At 72.8% G+C, this 14,964-nt stretch carries 17 protein-coding genes; 10 read left to right on the top strand and 7 right to left on the bottom strand.

The features are described from left to right. The first annotated feature begins 141 nt into the window (after positions 1 to 141). From OOJ91_RS29070 to OOJ91_RS29055, 4 genes are all read left to right on the top strand, one after another. Positions 142 to 576 carry a phage holin family protein gene (locus OOJ91_RS29070; protein WP_266250039.1) on the top strand — a complete coding sequence of 145 codons (435 nt, stop codon included), beginning with the start codon at positions 142 to 144 and terminating at the stop codon, positions 574 to 576. Then, positions 573 to 935 (top strand): DUF3618 domain-containing protein, encoded by a 363-nt coding sequence (locus tag OOJ91_RS29065; protein WP_007458125.1) that lies wholly within the window; start codon positions 573 to 575, stop codon positions 933 to 935. The genes OOJ91_RS29070 and OOJ91_RS29065 overlap by 4 nt, the downstream gene beginning before the upstream one ends. Beyond that, complete coding sequence (locus tag OOJ91_RS29060; protein WP_266250038.1) at positions 932 to 1,204, top strand: DUF4235 domain-containing protein; 273 nt, start codon at positions 932 to 934, stop codon at positions 1,202 to 1,204. The genes OOJ91_RS29065 and OOJ91_RS29060 overlap by 4 nt, the downstream gene beginning before the upstream one ends. Before the next feature lie 289 nt (positions 1,205 to 1,493). Further along, entirely contained in the window at positions 1,494 to 1,697 is a 204-nt protein-coding gene (locus OOJ91_RS29055) for a cold-shock protein (RefSeq protein WP_007458127.1), read from the top strand. Positions 1,698 to 1,800: 103 nt separating this feature from the next. Here OOJ91_RS29055 and OOJ91_RS29050 read toward each other — a convergent pair whose 3' ends face one another. Both OOJ91_RS29050 and OOJ91_RS29045 read right to left on the bottom strand, forming a co-directional pair. Further along, positions 1,801 to 1,995, bottom strand: a complete 195-nt coding sequence (locus OOJ91_RS29050) for a hypothetical protein (RefSeq protein ID WP_266250037.1) — start codon at positions 1,993 to 1,995, stop codon at positions 1,801 to 1,803. A 94-nt stretch (positions 1,996 to 2,089) separates the two neighbouring features. Further along, positions 2,090 to 3,073 carry an aldo/keto reductase gene (locus tag OOJ91_RS29045; protein ID WP_266250036.1) on the bottom strand — a complete coding sequence of 328 codons (984 nt, stop codon included), beginning with the start codon at positions 3,071 to 3,073 and terminating at the stop codon, positions 2,090 to 2,092. Between the two features lie 82 nt (positions 3,074 to 3,155). Between OOJ91_RS29045 and OOJ91_RS29040 the strand changes: the two genes are divergently transcribed. Both OOJ91_RS29040 and OOJ91_RS29035 read left to right on the top strand, forming a co-directional pair. After that, positions 3,156 to 3,950, top strand: coding sequence for a trans-aconitate 2-methyltransferase (locus tag OOJ91_RS29040; RefSeq protein ID WP_266250035.1), 795 nt, complete (start codon positions 3,156 to 3,158; stop codon positions 3,948 to 3,950). Then, on the top strand, positions 3,947 to 4,969 hold the full coding sequence (locus tag OOJ91_RS29035; RefSeq protein ID WP_266250034.1) for an adenosine deaminase: 1,023 nt from the start codon (positions 3,947 to 3,949) through the stop codon (positions 4,967 to 4,969). Before OOJ91_RS29040 ends, OOJ91_RS29035 begins: the two co-directional genes overlap by 4 nt. A 287-nt stretch (positions 4,970 to 5,256) precedes the next feature. Here the strand turns inward: OOJ91_RS29035 and OOJ91_RS29030 are convergent, their stop codons facing one another. After that, positions 5,257 to 6,660, bottom strand: coding sequence for a HAMP domain-containing sensor histidine kinase (locus tag OOJ91_RS29030; protein ID WP_266250033.1), 1,404 nt, complete (start codon positions 6,658 to 6,660; stop codon positions 5,257 to 5,259). A 29-nt stretch (positions 6,661 to 6,689) separates the two neighbouring features. Further along, positions 6,690 to 7,379, bottom strand: coding sequence for a response regulator transcription factor (locus OOJ91_RS29025; protein ID WP_007458139.1), 690 nt, complete (start codon positions 7,377 to 7,379; stop codon positions 6,690 to 6,692). Positions 7,380 to 7,452: 73 nt separating this feature from the next. On the opposite strand from OOJ91_RS29025, the gene OOJ91_RS29020 reads away from it, so the two are divergent. Further along, positions 7,453 to 8,370: an ADP-ribosylglycohydrolase family protein gene (locus OOJ91_RS29020; RefSeq protein WP_266250032.1), complete on the top strand. Its 918-nt coding sequence runs from the start codon at positions 7,453 to 7,455 to the stop codon at positions 8,368 to 8,370. Positions 8,371 to 8,537: 167 nt separating this feature from the next. Here the strand turns inward: OOJ91_RS29020 and OOJ91_RS29015 are convergent, their stop codons facing one another. Continuing rightward, positions 8,538 to 9,482, bottom strand: coding sequence for a DUF1775 domain-containing protein (locus OOJ91_RS29015; RefSeq protein ID WP_266250031.1), 945 nt, complete (start codon positions 9,480 to 9,482; stop codon positions 8,538 to 8,540). A gap of 177 nt (positions 9,483 to 9,659) precedes the next feature. Between OOJ91_RS29015 and thrS the strand changes: the two genes are divergently transcribed. Continuing rightward, positions 9,660 to 11,669: a threonine--tRNA ligase gene (thrS, locus tag OOJ91_RS29010; protein ID WP_266250030.1), complete on the top strand. Its 2,010-nt coding sequence runs from the start codon at positions 9,660 to 9,662 to the stop codon at positions 11,667 to 11,669. 173 nt (positions 11,670 to 11,842) lie between these two features. Here thrS and OOJ91_RS29005 read toward each other — a convergent pair whose 3' ends face one another. Continuing rightward, on the bottom strand, positions 11,843 to 12,583 hold the full coding sequence (locus OOJ91_RS29005; protein ID WP_266250029.1) for a D-Ala-D-Ala carboxypeptidase family metallohydrolase: 741 nt from the start codon (positions 12,581 to 12,583) through the stop codon (positions 11,843 to 11,845). A 164-nt stretch (positions 12,584 to 12,747) separates the two neighbouring features. On the opposite strand from OOJ91_RS29005, the gene OOJ91_RS29000 reads away from it, so the two are divergent. Then, positions 12,748 to 13,260 (top strand): HIT family protein, encoded by a 513-nt coding sequence (locus OOJ91_RS29000; protein ID WP_266251462.1) that lies wholly within the window; start codon positions 12,748 to 12,750, stop codon positions 13,258 to 13,260. A 46-nt stretch (positions 13,261 to 13,306) separates the two neighbouring features. Here OOJ91_RS29000 and OOJ91_RS28995 read toward each other — a convergent pair whose 3' ends face one another. Continuing rightward, positions 13,307 to 13,801, bottom strand: a complete 495-nt coding sequence (locus OOJ91_RS28995) for a hypothetical protein (RefSeq protein ID WP_266250028.1) — start codon at positions 13,799 to 13,801, stop codon at positions 13,307 to 13,309. Positions 13,802 to 13,886: 85 nt separating this feature from the next. On the opposite strand from OOJ91_RS28995, the gene OOJ91_RS28990 reads away from it, so the two are divergent. After that, complete coding sequence (locus OOJ91_RS28990) at positions 13,887 to 14,945, top strand: aldo/keto reductase (protein ID WP_266250027.1); 1,059 nt, start codon at positions 13,887 to 13,889, stop codon at positions 14,943 to 14,945. Positions 14,946 to 14,964: the final 19 nt, after the last annotated feature.

Here is a 14,964-nt window from a genome sequence, read left to right as displayed (position 1 = left end):
TCTTCGGCGATTGCGGGGTTCGGCCGCCGGTCGCGCGGCGCGGCGATCGGACAACGGGAACGGTCACCGACCCGGGGCGCTCTAGGATTGACGGGCGGCAACTCCGGGCATACAGCGCGGTGATGAGGAAAGGAGGACAGCATGGCTGACGTGGCAAATGCCCGCACATCCCGCGATGGGAGCGAGCCCTCCACCGCCGAGCTGGTGCAGCGGGCCACCGAACAGGTCTCCCGTCTGGTGCGAGACGAACTGGCGCTGGCCCGGGCGGAGTTGACCCAGAAGGGCAAGCACGCAGGCATCGGGATCGGCCTGTTCGGCGGCGGCGGCGCGCTGGCGTTCTACGGCCTGGGGGCGCTCGTCGTCACGGCGATCCTGCTGCTCGACCTGGTGCTGCCCGCCTGGGCCGCCGCGCTGATCGTGGCGGTGGCGCTCTTCCTGGTGGCCGGCATTCTCGCGCTGGTGGGAAAGAAGCAGGTCAGCCGTGCCGTCCCGCCGATGCCGGCGGCAGCGGTCCGCAGCCTCCGGGCTGACGTGGACACCGTCGCCGCCGCCGTGAAGGACAGGGGCCGGGCATGACGGGCAACGGAACGGGCGACACCGAGGCCCTCCGCGAGGAGATCCGCCGCACCCGGGTCGAGCTGGGCGAGACGATGGAGGCGCTGGCCGCCAAGGCGGACGTCAAGGCCCGCCTGAAGGAGTCCGCAGAGCAGGCGCGGGAGCGGATGCGCGAGCAGGCGGCGCAGACCGTGGCCCGGGTCCGCGGGCAGGCCGCGCGCGGCGCCGGGATGGCACGCGCGCAGGCGTACGACAAGGGCGGCCTGGTCCGCGAGAAGAGTGAGCTGGTTCGACGCAACCCGGTGCCGTGGGCGGCGATCGCCGCCGGAGCGGTGGCCACCGTGGTCGTGCTGATGATCGTGCGGGGGAGGCGTAGGTGAGCAAGAGCATCGGCAAGGTGGCGTACCGGCCGGTCGGCGTGTTGTTGGGTATCGCCGCGGGCACGGTGGCCGGCGCGATCTTCCGGCAGGTCTGGAAGGTCACGGCGGGCGACGGCGAGGCGCCCAACGCCACCGACGAGGACCGCGGCTGGGGCGAGATCCTGGCCGCCGCGGCGTTGCAGGGGGCCATCTTCGCCGTGGTCCGCGCCGCCGTGGACAGGGGCGGAGCGGTGGGTGTCCGCCGGATGACCGGCCACTGGCCGGACTGACCGGCACATCGACTCAGGCCCCCTTCCCGCATCGACGGGAAGGGGGCCTTTCGCACGGCTCGGCACGCCGCCCGACGATCTCAGACATCCGTCAGGTCACATGTCGGAGAAATTCGTGGGAGAGGTCGTGACAGACTTTTCGGGTCCGTGATTTGCTGTTCCACGCTGCTGCGAGATGGCGTGGGTTGAGAGAAGTTCCCTTCGTGGGGGGCCGCCTCAGGCGCCGCTGCTCGAAACGGCCAATCGGCCGCACGGCGTGCACGGCCACCAGTTTTAGAAGGAGATACACATGGCGCAGGGAACCGTGAAGTGGTTCAACGCTGACAAGGGCTTCGGCTTCATCACCGTCGACGGCGGGGGTGCTGACGTGTTCGTCCACTTCTCGGCCATCCAGACGAGCGGCTACCGCTCGCTGGAGGAGAACCAGCGGGTGGAGTTCGAGATCGCTCAGGGTCAGAAGGGCCCGCAGGCCGAGCAGGTCCGTCCGCTCTGATCAGAGTGGCTGGCCCTCGTCGGTCAGTGGACGACCCGGCCAGGGGTCGTTGTAGTAAAGCCCCGTATCCCTTCCGGGATGCGGGGCTTCCCACTTCCGCCCGTCAGAGTCGGCGGCGCGAGCGCAGGCCCAGCCAGAGCACGACCAGCCCGACCACGACCACGATCGGGCCGATCACCGCCCAGGTCCGCTCGCCGGTCATCCCGCTGCCGCCGACGTAGCCGAGGCCCTGCACCGTCCACACCGCACCGATCACCACGGCCAGCAGGCCGAGGGTGAGCGTCAGCCAACCTCTCATCGTTCGCCCTCCTTCCCGGATGGGGCGCCACACCGCCCCCGGGTACCAGCATCGCCGCTGTGGCGGCGCAACGCGAGTACCCGGGGTGGGCGGCTCACCACCTGTCGTGCACCTGCGGGCGGATCAGCTCGTCGTAGACCTCGCGTACACCTGTCTGTTGGCCGGCCGTGAGCGGCGGCAGGTCGGCCGCGGCGGCGTTGCGCCGGGCCTGCTCGGCGTCGCGGGCGCCGGGGATGACGACCGTGACACCGGCCTGGTCCAGCACCCACCGCAGCGCGAACTGCGCCATCGTGCGGTCGGAGTCGACGAGTGGCGCCAGCCGGCGTACGGCCGCGAGCCCCTGCGTGTAGTCGACGCCGGAGAACGTCTCGCCCACGTCGAACGCCTCGCCGTGCCGGTTGTAGTTGCGGTGGTCGTCGGCGGCGAACTCGGTGTGCTCGTCGTAGCGACCGGAGAGCAGGCCGCTTGCCAGGGGCACCCGGGCGATGATGCCGACGCCGGCCTGCGCGGCTGTCGGCAGCACACGCTCCAGCGGCTTGTGCCGGACGGCGTTGAGGATGATCTGGACGCTTGCCACACCGGGACGGGCGATGGCGGTGAGCGCCTGGTCGCACGTCTCCACGCTGACCCCGTACCCCGCGATGGCCTTCTCGGCGACGAGGGTGTCCAGGGCGTCGAACACGGCGTCGTCGGCGAACACGGCGCTCGGCGGGCAGTGCAGCTGGACCAGGTCCAGAGTGTCCACCCCGAGGTTGGCCCGGGACCTGTCGGTCCACTCTCGGAAGTGGGCCAGGGTGTACGCCTCCGGTCGCTGCTCGACGCGCCGGCCCATCTTGGTGGCGACGGTCAGGCCGGCGTCCGGACGGGAGCGCAGGAAGCGGCCGATCAACTGCTCGCTGCGGCCGTCGCCGTAGACGTCGGCGGTGTCGAGGAAGGTGACTCCGGCGTCCACCGCGGCGGCGAGCACCGCCAGGGCGTCGGCCTCGCTGACGGTGCCCCAGTCGGCGCCGAGCTGCCAGGCGCCCAGGCCGACCACTCCGACGGTCCGGCCGAGCCGGTTGAAGCTGCGCTGTTCCATGCCCCGAGCCTAGTGATCGGGTTGCCGGCCTGCCACGCGAGCCGTACGGTAAACAAGACGGACGTACGGTTTGGAGGCGACGATGTGGGATCCGACGACGTACCTGCGCTACGGCGACGAGCGCTCCCGGCCGTTTCACGACCTGGTAGCCCGGGTCCCCGCCGCCCGGCCCCGGACTGTGGTCGACCTCGGCTGCGGCCCCGGCCAGCTCACCGCCACCCTCGCCGAGCGCTGGCCGACCGCCCGGGTCCTCGGCCTCGACTCCGCGCCGGAGATGATCGGCAGGGCGCGCGCCCTGCCGACACCTGTCGAGTTCGCCGTCGCCGACCTGCGCGACTGGCGGCCGGCCGGCGACGAGGACGTGGTGGTCACCAACGCGGCGTTGCAGTGGGTGCCCGGCCACCAGAAGTTGCTGCGCCGCTGGGCCACCGAGCTGCCCGCCGGCGCCTGGCTCGCCATGCAGGTCCCCGGCAACTTCGACGCCCCGTCGCACCGGGCGCTGCGCGAGGTCGCCGGCCGTCCGGCCTGGCGTGCCCAGGTGGCCCCGCTGCTGCGCGCCGAACCCGTCGACGACCCGGCCGACTACGCGGAGCTGCTGACCGCCGCCGGCTGCGCGGTCGACGCCTGGGAGACTACCTACGTGCACCTGCTGCCGGCCGAACCCGCCGCCGACCACCCGGTGCTGGCCTGGATGGAGGGCACCGCGCTGCGCCCCGTCCGGGCCGCCCTGGACGCCGCCGGCTGGTCGGCCTTCCGCGCCGAACTGGGAGTACGGCTCACCGCCGCGTACCCGGCGCGGCACGGTCAGGTGTCTTTCCCGTTCCGCCGCGTCTTCGTCGTCGCCCGCACCGGCGCCCAAGCCCAGGAGAACCCGTGACCGACCTGTCCACAGTTATCGCCGGCCTGCCCAAGGTGGAGCTGCACGTGCACCACGTCGGCTCCGCCTCGCCCCGGATCGTCGCCGAGCTGGCCGCCCGGCACGAGGGCCGCTCGCCGGTGCCGGCCGACCCGGCGGCCCTCGCCGACTACTTCGAGTTCCGCGACTTCGCGCACTTCATCGAGGTCTACCTGAGCGTCGTCGACCTCATCCGCGATCCGGAGGACGTCTGGCTCCTCACCCACGAGGTGGCCCGGGAGCTGGCCCGCCAACAGGTCCGCTACGCGGAGCTGACCATCACCCCGTACTCGCACGTGCGGCGGGGCATCCCCGCGCCCGCGTTCTGCGAGGCCATCGAGGACGCCCGTAAGCGCGCCGCCGCCGACTTCGGCCTCGACCTGCGCTGGTGCTTCGACATCCCCGGCGAGGCCGGCCTCCCGGCGGCCGAGGAGACGCTGCGCATCGCGCTTGACGAGCGCCCGGACGGCCTGATCAGCTTCGGTCTCGGCGGCCCGGAGATCGGTGTACCCCGGCCGCAGTTCCGGCCCTTCTTCGACAAGGCCCGCGCCGCCGGGCTGCGCTCGGTGCCGCACGCCGGGGAGACCACCGGCCCGCAGACGATCTGGGACGCGCTCAACGAGCTGGGCGCCGAGCGCATCGGGCACGGCATCTCCGCCGCACAGGACCCGGAGCTGCTCACGTACCTCGCCGAGCGGCAGATCGGGATGGAGATCTGCCCGACGTCAAACGTGCGGACCAGGGCCGTGGCCAGCCTCGACGAACACCCGCTGCCCCGGCTGGTCGAGGCCGGGCTGCTCGTCACCATCAACTCCGACGACCCGCCGATGTTCGGCACCACCCTCAACGACGAGTACGCGGTGGCGGCCCGGCTGCTCGGGGCGGGCCCGGAGGAACTGGCCGCGCTGGCCCGCAACGCGGTGACCGCGTCCTTCCTCGACCCGGCCGGCAAGCAGCGGATCAGCGCCGAGATCGACGCGTACGTCGCCACCGTCGGCTGACACCGGGCGGGACGGGTGAGCGGGGCGCGCGGCGGGAGCGTGGGTGTGGGGGGACCTGAGACTCCCGCCGCGCGCGCGGCTCCACCGGCCGGTGGGTGCGTGGTGCGCTGACCGGTGGAACTGGTGGGTTCGTGCTCTGATCCTGTCAGCCCGCGAGCGTCCGACAGGCGTCGTTAACCGCGATCTAAGGAAGACTTGCGCCGCCGCACAGCCCCGGTCGGCTCAGCCGATCGGAGCGCCCGCCTCAGCCGATCGGCGCGGGGTGCTCAGTCGTCGGTGGAGGGTGCTCAGTCGTCGGTGGGGCGCTGGCGGGGCCAGCGACGGCCGCTCGTCTTCTGGTCCCGGGCGTCGCGCGCCATCCGGCCCACGAGGCCGAACCGGTTGACCTGCCGGGGCGTCGCCTCCGGGTCGGCGAGCAGCATCACCACGCTGGCGCCGCCCAACCGGGCCCGGTCGATGCTCACCGAGCCGTTGGCCTGCAACGCCACCCGCTTGGCGATGTCCAGGCCGAGCCCGGTCGAGCCCTGGTCGCTGGTGCCCCGCCGCAGCGCCCGGTCCGGGTTGGCGATGCCCGGGCCCGCGTCGTCGATGCGGATGGCCACGTACCCGTCGCGGCGGGACACGGCCACCTCGAACGCCGTGCCCTGCGGGGTGTAGCGGAAGACGTTGCCGATCACCGCGTCCAGCGCGGCGGCCAGCTCGGCGCGCGGCACCGGCGCGGGGATGCGCAACTGGGCGCCGTTGACCCGGTGCGGCCGGTTCTGGTCACCGGCGAGCGCCGCCCAGAACACCATCCGGTCCCGGACGACCTCGCTGACGTCGCACATCGCCGGGCCGGCCTCGTGGGCCACCGACTTACGGGTGGTCTTGATCAGCACGTCGATCTCACCTTCGAGGGTGACGATCGCCTGCCGGATCCGCCGGATGCCCCGCAGCCGGTCCAGCTCCGCCGGGCTGAACGAGCCCACGCTCGTGTCGTCGGACTCCAGCGCCTCCGCGTCCAGCCGGAGCACAGTCAACGGCGTCCGCAGCCGGTGCGAAAGGTCGGCCACCAACTCCCGCTCGTCGGTGCGCGCCGCGTCCAGCCGGTCGGCCATCCGGTTGAAGGCGTACCCGGCCTCCGCCAGCTCACGGGGGCCCGTCGGCTCCACGCGTACGCCCAGGTCGCCGTCGCCTATCGACAGGGCGGCCTGGACCAGACCTCGCGTGGCGTCCACCGCGCGGGCGGCCACCCGATCGACCACAAGCACCGCCGCGCCGGCCATCGCCGCGCCCACCCCGAACAGCAGCAGCCAGGTGCCGCCGGCGCCCTCGCCCAACGTGGAGTCCGCCACGAACACCTCGACCACCGCGGTCTTGTCGCCGAGGACCACCGGGTCGAGCCGGACCACCCCGCCGTCGACGTCGGTGACGAGCGAGCGCCGCTCGGCGCGGGCCCGGTCCAGGTCGCTGCCGCTGGCGCGGGCTGCGGACTCGTCCAACCCCAGCCCGTGCACCACCGGCCGGGTCGACGTGCCGTCACCACTTGCCACCACGGCGCGTTCCACCACCGCCGGGTCCGTGCTCACCGCCAGCGCGCCTGTCACCAGCGCGCTGCGTCGGGCCGCGTCGGCGATCGCCTCCTCCCGCGTCTGCCCCCGCAGGCTCAACCCGAGCGGGATCAGGAACGCGAGCGCGACGAGACTGCACATGCCGGCCGTGAGCAGGGCCAGCGCCGTCCTCAGTCCGGTGCCACCAGCCGGAACCCGACCCCCCGCACGGTGCGCAGGTAGCGCGGCTTCGCCGCGGACTCGCCCATCTTTCGGCGGAGCCAGTACAGGTGCACGTCGATGGTCTGATCCTCGCCGACCGATGGCTGCCGCCATACCTCCTCCAAGAGTTCCCGGCGGGACACTACCCGCCCGGGTCGTGCGGCGAGATACGCCAGCAGGTCGAATTCCTTACGGGTCAGCGCCAGCGGCTCCCCGTCGAGTTGGGCGCTGCGCTCACCGACGTCGACACGCAACCCGCCGACCGTGTGCACCGCGGGCTGCACCGTCCGGCTGGCCCGCCCGGCGCGTCGCAGCACCGTGGTGATGCGGGCGTCCAGGTGCGCGCCCGTGAACGGCTTCACCATGTAGTCGTCGGCCCCGGCGCGCAGCAGCTTGACCACCGACTGCTCGTCGTCGCGGGCGGTGGCGATGATGATCGGGACGTCGGTGATGCCGCGCAGCATCCGCAGCGCGTCGGAGCCGTCCAGATCGGGCAGGCCGAGGTCCAACACCACCAGGTCGGGCGTCTCCGCGGCGACCCGGCGCAACGCGTCCAGGGCGGTGCCCACGGCGTGCACGGCGTGCCCCCGGTCAGCGAGGGACCGCAGCATCGCGCCGCGTACGACGTGATCGTCTTCGACCAGGAGCACGGAGGCCACGAGAAGACCGTACTTGGCCTGGCAAGTTGATCGCGTTGCGACGTACCTGGGAACCGGGCAAGCTGGTACGACGATGTCCTTCACCCTCTTCGCCGACGCCCGACTGGCGCTCGCCCGGGACAGCCTCGCCGGCCTCTCCACAGGCGACGCGCTAGGCGCGCAGTACTTCCTGCCGGGGCCGCCGGAGGACCTCACCGACGCCACGCTGCCGCCCGCCCCCTGGGAGTGGACCGACGACACCGAGATGGCCTGCTCGGTCCTCGCCGAGCTGGCCCACTCCGGTGGCGTCGACCGCGACCGGCTGGCAGTGGCCTTCGCCGAGCGGTGTGCTCCACGCCGGGGCTACGGGGCTGGCGCGATGGCGATCCTGCGGCTGATCCGCACCGGCACCCCGTGGCCGGTGGCCGCCGCGTCCGCCTTCGACGGCCAGGGCTCCTGCGGCAACGGCGCGGCGATGCGGGTGGGCCCGCTGGGCGCGTACTTCGCCGACTCCACCGCGCATGCCGCGGCGCAGGCCCGCGCCTCGGCCGAGGTGACCCACGCGCACCCGGAGGGGATCGCCGGCGCCATCGCGGTTGCCGTGGCCGCCGCGATGGCCGCCCGGGGTCGCCTCGACGGGCACCGGCCGGCCCCGGACCGCCTGCTCGCCGGGATCGCCGCCGCCCTGGACCCGGGCAGCGAGGTGCACCGGAGCGTGAGCCGGGCGGCTGCGCTGCTCGGCCGACCGGTGGACCGGGTGGTGGCGGAACTGGGCAACGGTTCCCGGGTGACCGCGCAGGACACCGTCGGATTCACCCTCTGGGTGGCCGCCACCCACCTCGACGACTATCCGACGGCGATCCGGAGGTGTGTCCGGGCGGGCGGTGACATGGACACCACGGCCGCCATCGTCGGGGCGATCGTGGCCGCGTACACGGGTGTCGGCACCCCGGGCGGGGTGCCCGAGGCGTGGCTGGCCGCCCGCGAGCCGCTACCCACCTGGCTCCCCTGACAGGCGCCCCCTTGGGCGCCGTACCGCCGCCGAGTCCGCAGCTTGTGGACGTGATCCACTCGACATCGCCGATATTGGGGTAACCCGGCGGCGGGATACCCCGATATCGGCGATGTCGTGTCGATCAGCTCGGCGTGGAGGCCGCGGTTTCCGGGAAGCGGAGTGGATCACCGCGATGCTGTGGGAACGGCGGGCTGGCGGTCGGCGGGCGCGGCGGTGTCGCCGGTCACCTCGGCCAGGGCCGCGTCCTCGGCCGGGTCGCCGGTGATCTCGGCCAGGGCCGCGTCCTCGGCCGGGTCGCCGGTGATCTCGGCCAGGGCCGCGTCCTCGGCCGGGTCGCGTCGCCGCCACCGGCTGACAAGCCAACCGATCGCCGCGCCGCCGCCCAGGCCGGCCAGCAGCCCGCCGGCCAGCATCCCGTCGGCGTTGCCGGAGTCCTCGTCGGCGCCACCCGACCCGCCCGCCGCCGCGCCACCGGCGGTGTCGCCGGCAGCGGCGTCGCCGCCGCCGGGACCGTTCGCCGCGCCGGCCGCGGGAGCGCCGTGCCCGCCGTGTCCGGCCGGTCCGGCCGCGCCCGCCGCCGGCAGCAGCGTCAGCACCGGGGCCCGGTGTGTGCCGCTGGCGTCCGCCCACCTGACGACCGTGCCGTCGGCGTACGTCTGGACGACCTCGAAGGTGAGCCGCTCCGCCTGCGGCAGCGGGCCCATGGACAGGGCCAGCCGGGCCGGGCCGGACGCGCCCGTGCCGACGCGTACCCAGGTCACCGCCGTGGTCACGGTGCTCACCCCGGACGAGTGGATGCCGGCCACCGGCGTGTCAAGCGTCCGAGAGCTGATCTTGGGAGCCCAGCCGTCGACAGACATCGGATAGACCTCGGCAACCGGGGCGTCGGCCGGCAACCGCACCTCGATCCGGGTGGTCTTCGTGCCGGCCCGCTCCTCGGGCACGGAGAACTCCAGCCGTACGGCGTCACCCTGCCGTGCCTCGGTCGGCGTGGTCGTGACGTCCGCGGCGTGCGCCGCCGCACCGGGCCAGAGCAGCAGCCCCGCGGCGGTCAGCGCGGTCACCGCCGCGATCCGCCGCGGACGGCCTCCGCCGTGCGTGCTCGCCATCTCGTGCCCCCATCCGTCTCGACGCGACCGGCACCGGTTTCCGGCCACACCACTTAGTTCGGATCCGAGGCGCGAAAGGTTCAACGCGAGCCGTCTGGAAGGCGCCGACGGTGCGACCGATAGCATCGGCCAAGAGCCGAGGATCGGCACCGTTTCGTACCGCTTGGAGGAGTCACCGTGTCCGCACCCCGTACCCCCGCCGTGGCCGACCCTGTCGTCGTCGCCGCCGGGACGACGGCGGCCGACGCGGTGGCCGCGGCCGGACTGCCCGCGAACGGCCCCAAGGCGATCGTCGTGGTCCGCGACCCGCAGGGTCAGCTCCGCGACCTGGACTGGGCACCGGCCGAGGAGACCACGGTCGAGCCGGTCAGCCTGGACTCGCCGGACGGGCTCAACGTCCTGCGTCACTCCACCGCGCACGTGCTCGCCCAGGCCGTGCAGGACGTCTTCCCCGAGGCCAAGCTGGGCATCGGCCCGCCCATCGAGAACGGCTTCTACTACGACTTCGACGTCGCCAAGCCGTTCCAGCCCGATGACCTCAGCAAGATCGAAAAGCGCATGCAGGAGATCGTCAAGAGCGGGCAGCGGTTCCGTCGCCGCCGCTTCGGCAGCCTGGACGAGGCGCGCGCCGAGCTGGCCGACGAGCCGTTCAAGCTGGAGCTGATCGAGGTCAAGGGCGAGGGCCTGGACACCGACGAGGTGATGGAGGTCGGCGGCGGCGAGCTGACGATCTACGACAACCTCGACGCCAAGGAGGACAAGGTCTGCTGGTCGGACCTGTGCCGGGGCCCGCACCTGCCGACCACCCGACTGATCGGCGCGTTCAAGCTGATGCGCTCCGCCGCCGCGTACTGGCGCGGGTCGGAGAAGAACCCCCAACTGCAGCGGGTGTACGGCACCGCGTGGCCGACCCGCGACGAGCTCAAGGCGTACCTGAAGCTGTTGGAGGAGGCCGCCCGGCGCGACCACCGCAAGCTCGGCGCGGACCTGGACCTGTTCAGCTTCCCCGACGAGATCGGCTCCGGCCTCGCGGTCTTCCACCCCAAGGGCGGCATCATCCGCCGGGAGATGGAGCACTACTCGCGGCGGCGGCACGAGGAGGCGGGGTACGAGTTCGTCAACACCCCGCACATCACCAAGGCACAGCTGTTCCAGACCTCCGGTCACCTGCCGTACTACGCGGACACGATGTTCCCGCCCATGCAGTTGGAGGGCGCGGACTACTACCTCAAGGCCATGAACTGCCCGATGCACAACCTGATCTTCAGGGCGCGCGGGCGGTCGTACCGGGAGCTGCCGCTGCGGATGTTCGAGTTCGGCACGGTCTACCGGTACGAGAAGTCCGGCGTGGTGCACGGCCTGACCCGGGTCCGCGGGCTGACCCAGGACGACTCGCACATCTACTGCACCCGCGAGCAGATGGCCGGGGAGCTGACCACGCTGCTCAGCTTCGTGCTGGACCTGCTGCGTGACTACGGCCTCGACGACTTCTACCTGGAGCTGTCGACCCGCGACGACTCGCCGAAGTTCATCGGCGCCGACGAGGACTGGGAGGAGGCCACCGAGGCGCTGCGGACCGCTGCCGAGACCTCCGGCCTGGACCTGGTGCCCGACCCGGGTGGCGCGGCGTTCTACGGGCCGAAGATCTCGGTGCAGGCGCGGGACGCGATCGGCCGGACGTGGCAGTTGTCCACCCTTCAGGTCGACTTCAACCAGCCGGAGCGGTTCGGGTTGGAGTACCAGGCCGCCGACGGCAGCCGCCAGCGGCCCGTGATGATCCACCGGGCGCTGTTCGGGTCGATCGAGCGGTTCTTCGGGGTGCTCACCGAGCACTACGCGGGGGCGTTCCCGGCCTGGCTGGCGCCGGTGCAGGTGGTCGGCATCCCGATCCGGGAGGACCACACCGACTACCTGCACGGCTTCGTCGCGGCGCTGCGCGCCGAGGGCATCCGGGCCCAGGTGGACGGGGGTGACGACCGGATGCAGAAGAAGATCCGGACGGCCCAGCAGCAGAAGATCCCGTTCATGGTGATCGCGGGCGACGACGACGTGGCCGCCGGCACGGTCTCGTTCCGCTACCGCGACGGCTCGCAGCGCAACGGCGTGCCGGTCGCCGAGGCGGTGACCCACGTCCTCGACGTGGTGACCTCCCGCACGAACATCGGCCCGTCGGCCGCCGCCGAGTAGCGCGACGACGGCACGGCCGGCGAGCCGCTCGCGTGCCGCGTGATCGCGCTCGATCCAGGAAGTAGTGGCCTCCCCGACGTGGGAGGCCACTACTTCCATGTTCGAGCGCGATCTTCGCCCGCAGCCCGCAGCCCGCAGCCCGCAGCCCGGCGTCGGAGGAGGCGCTGGCCGAGTCAGATGCCGCAGGTGGGCGCGGACCAGCCGCCGACGGCCGCCACGTGGGTGTGGTCGTTGTGGTCCGGGTAGCCGGGGCCGAGGATCTGGCCGAAGCCGTGGTTGCGGGCCTGCTGGGCGAGCCGGCACAGCGACGGTGAGCCGACCAGGTCCACCGCGTCGCCGTACAGGTGCCTGCTGTTCGACGCCCCGCCGACCGCGCTGTTGCAGGAGTAGCTGCGGAAACTGCTGCTGATCGCGATGGGCACGTCGCCGAGGGCGTGCCGCAGCGCCTGGAGCTTCCACATCGAGACGAGCGCGTTGGCGCGGGCGGTGCTCGCCGCGACCGCTCCGCCGGCCCAGGTGCTGTTGCAGTTGTTCAGCTCGGCGTAGCTGAAGTTGACGGGTGTGCAGTCGTCGTCCTGGAGGGCGTACAGCCGGTTGAAGGTCTGCGGGCCGGCGATGCCGTCCGCGCCCAGCCCGTACGCCTGCTGGAAGCGGATCACCGCGGACCGGGTCGCCGGGCCGTAGGCGCCGTCGATGGTGAGCACGGCCCCGTAGCCGGGGTAGCCGGCGACGCGGATCTGGAGTTGCCTGACGTCCTCGCCGGACATCCCCTGGGAGAGGGTGCGACCCCAGGTGTAGCAGCCGTCGGCGTGTGCCGCGCTGGCGGTGAGGGTGACCCCGGTCACAGTGGTGGCGGCGGCCAGCGCGAGCGCCGCGATGACCCTGCCGAGCCGTCGGATCATGAAGCTCTCCATCCATTGATTCAAGTGCCTGAATGTATGGAAGTTTCAGGTCTGGGCGTCAATCCGTCAACAACTTGCAGCAAGGAGTTTCCCGGTGACGGGTGTCGCGGCCGGCCCGCACGGCTCCGTAGGATCGGCTCGTGACAGGGGCGGAGCGGCACACGGACAGCGACGGCATGGCGGACGGCCTGGAGCGGCTCTGGACGCCGCACCGGATGACCTACATCTCCGGCGAGGACCGCCCGGCCGAGGGCTACGAGAAACCGACTGGTTGCCCGTTCTGTCTGGCCCCCGGGCTCCCGCCGGAGGAGAGCCTGGTGGTGGCCCGCGGCGAGCACGTCTTCGTGGTGCTCAACCTCTACCCGTACAACCCGGGGCACCTGCTCGTCTGCCCGTACCGGCACGTCGCCGACTACACCGACCTCGACGAGCCGGAGACCGCCGAGCTTGCCTCGTACACCCAGTCGGCGATGCGTGTGGTCCGCAAGGTGAGCAACGCGCACGGCTTCAACCTGGGCATGAACCAGGGCGGGGTGGCCGGCGCCGGCATCGCCGCCCACCTGCACCAGCACGTCGTGCCGCGCTGGGGCGGCGACGCGAACTTCATGCCGGTGATCGGCCGCACCAAGGTGCTGCCGCAACTGCTCGGCGACACCCGCGACCTGCTCGCCCGCGCCTGGCCGTCCTGACCCGCCGGGCCTGACCCCCGCCGGCTCGAGGACCGCGCCGGTCCGGCTATTCGGCGCGCAGCAGGTCGGTCAGCTCCGGCCAGCTCTCCACCCGGTGTACGCCGGGCAGCAGCGCGGCGTGTGCGGCGACCTCCGCCGGGCGGGGCCGGAACAGGTAGCGGTGCGGCACCGAGTCGAGATAGCCGAGCACCTCCAGCCTGTCGTCCACGAAATGGGTCAGGCCGAGCCGCCGGGCGATCGGCGCCTTGGCCGGCCGCGTCCGGCAGAAGTGCACCCGTTCGGCGGGGATGCCGGTGCGCGCCACGAAGTCGTGGTGCGCCAGCCACTCCCGGGTCCGCCGCTCGGTGGACTCGCCGCACTTGGAGACGAGGTGCACCTCGTCGAACGCCGGCCCGAGCGCCGCGAGCGCGTCGAACGCCCCGTCGACCATGGGCGTACGCAGGTAGTGCGCGCCGAAGAACGACGTGTCGGCGTCCTCGTCGGCCGGTTCGATGAGCACACCGCCGATGTCCACGCCCAGCCGCCGCATGGCGTCGATCATGCCGTACGGCGTCGGGGCGCGCGTACCGCGTTTCCGCGTCCGGAGTTGCTACGCCCAGGCCCGGTGAAGGTGGCACGATCGGCCGATGGCAGTGACGACACGGGTGTTGGGGCGCAGCGGCATCGAGGTCAGCGCCCTCGGCATGGGGTGCTGGGCGATCGCCGGTCCCTGGGCGGAGGGCGGTCAGCCGCTGGGCTGGGGCGCGGTCGACGACGACGAGTCCGTTAGCGCGGTACGTCGTGCGCTCGAGGAGGGCATCACCCTCTTCGACACCGCCGACACGTACGGCGCGGGGCACGGCGAGCGGGTGCTCGGGCGGGCCCTCGCCGGCCGCCGGGACGAGGCCGTGATCGCCACCAAGTGGGGTTACACGTTCGACGAGGCGACCCGGCAGGCGACCGGGGAGGACGCGTCAGAGGCGTACCTGCGGCGGGCCGTGACCGCCTCGCTGCGCCGGTTGGGCACCGACCGCATCGACCTCTACCAGCTGCACCTGGCCGACCTGCCGGTGCCCCGCGCCCAGGCGCTTGTCGGCGTCTGCGAGGACCTGGTCGCCGAGGGCCTGATCCGGACGTACGGGTGGAGCACCGACCGCCCGGACCGGGCCGCCGCGTTCGGGCATGCGGCCCTCGGCGCCACCGCCGTGCAGCACGCCCTGTCGGTGCTGCGCGACGCCCCCGAGGTGCTCGCCGTCTGCGACAAGTACGACCTGGCCAGCGTCAACCAGGGGCCGCTGGGGATGGGCCTGCTCACCGGCAAGTACACGGCCGCGTCGACGTTGCCCCGCGACGACGTGCGCGGGTTGGCACCGGGCTGGCTGGAGTGGTTCCGGGGCGGCCGCCCCGCGCCGGAGTGGCTGCGCCGGGTCGGCGCGGTGCGCGCCGCGCTGACCGCCGACGGGCGCACCCTCGCCCAGGGCGCGCTGGGTTGGATCTGGGCGCGCAGCGGGCGCACCATCCCGATCCCCGGCTGCCGTACGGTCGCCCAGGTCGAGGAGAACGCCGCCGCGCTGCGCTGGGGGCCGTTGGCGCCGGACCAGTTCGTCGAGGTGGAACGTCAACTCGCCGCCCTGCGCACCGCCGCGCTCCGTGACGCCGACCGCCCACACTGGCCCCGCCCCACCCACCCCATCACCCACCCCTGAGCACCGGGGCGGGGGACGG

The organism is Micromonospora lupini, from assembly GCF_026342015.1.
Taxonomy (GTDB): domain Bacteria; phylum Actinomycetota; class Actinomycetes; order Mycobacteriales; family Micromonosporaceae; genus Micromonospora; species Micromonospora lupini_B.
This window is presented reverse-complemented; position numbering and strand designations above follow the sequence as displayed.

What these genes read in the sequence shown, in the direction of transcription:
- OOJ91_RS29070 (WP_266250039.1), top strand. Translation starts at nt 142, where the DNA reads ATGGCTGACGTGGCAAATGCCCGCACATCCCGCGATGGGAGCGAGCCC.
- OOJ91_RS29065 (WP_007458125.1), top strand. Translation starts at nt 573, where the DNA reads ATGACGGGCAACGGAACGGGCGACACCGAGGCCCTCCGCGAGGAGATC.
- OOJ91_RS29055 (WP_007458127.1), top strand. Translation starts at nt 1,494, where the DNA reads ATGGCGCAGGGAACCGTGAAGTGGTTCAACGCTGACAAGGGCTTCGGC.
- OOJ91_RS29050 (WP_266250037.1), bottom strand. Translation starts at nt 1,995, where the DNA reads ATGAGAGGTTGGCTGACGCTCACCCTCGGCCTGCTGGCCGTGGTGATC.
- OOJ91_RS29045 (WP_266250036.1), bottom strand. Translation starts at nt 3,073, where the DNA reads ATGGAACAGCGCAGCTTCAACCGGCTCGGCCGGACCGTCGGAGTGGTC.
- OOJ91_RS29040 (WP_266250035.1), top strand. Translation starts at nt 3,156, where the DNA reads ATGTGGGATCCGACGACGTACCTGCGCTACGGCGACGAGCGCTCCCGG.
- OOJ91_RS29030 (WP_266250033.1), bottom strand. Translation starts at nt 6,660, where the DNA reads ATGTGCAGTCTCGTCGCGCTCGCGTTCCTGATCCCGCTCGGGTTGAGC.
- OOJ91_RS29020 (WP_266250032.1), top strand. Translation starts at nt 7,453, where the DNA reads ATGTCCTTCACCCTCTTCGCCGACGCCCGACTGGCGCTCGCCCGGGAC.
- OOJ91_RS29015 (WP_266250031.1), bottom strand. Translation starts at nt 9,482, where the DNA reads ATGGCGAGCACGCACGGCGGAGGCCGTCCGCGGCGGATCGCGGCGGTG.
- OOJ91_RS29005 (WP_266250029.1), bottom strand. Translation starts at nt 12,583, where the DNA reads ATGGAGAGCTTCATGATCCGACGGCTCGGCAGGGTCATCGCGGCGCTC.
- OOJ91_RS29000 (WP_266251462.1), top strand. Translation starts at nt 12,748, where the DNA reads ATGGCGGACGGCCTGGAGCGGCTCTGGACGCCGCACCGGATGACCTAC.
- OOJ91_RS28995 (WP_266250028.1), bottom strand. Translation starts at nt 13,801, where the DNA reads ATGATCGACGCCATGCGGCGGCTGGGCGTGGACATCGGCGGTGTGCTC.
- OOJ91_RS28990 (WP_266250027.1), top strand. Translation starts at nt 13,887, where the DNA reads ATGGCAGTGACGACACGGGTGTTGGGGCGCAGCGGCATCGAGGTCAGC.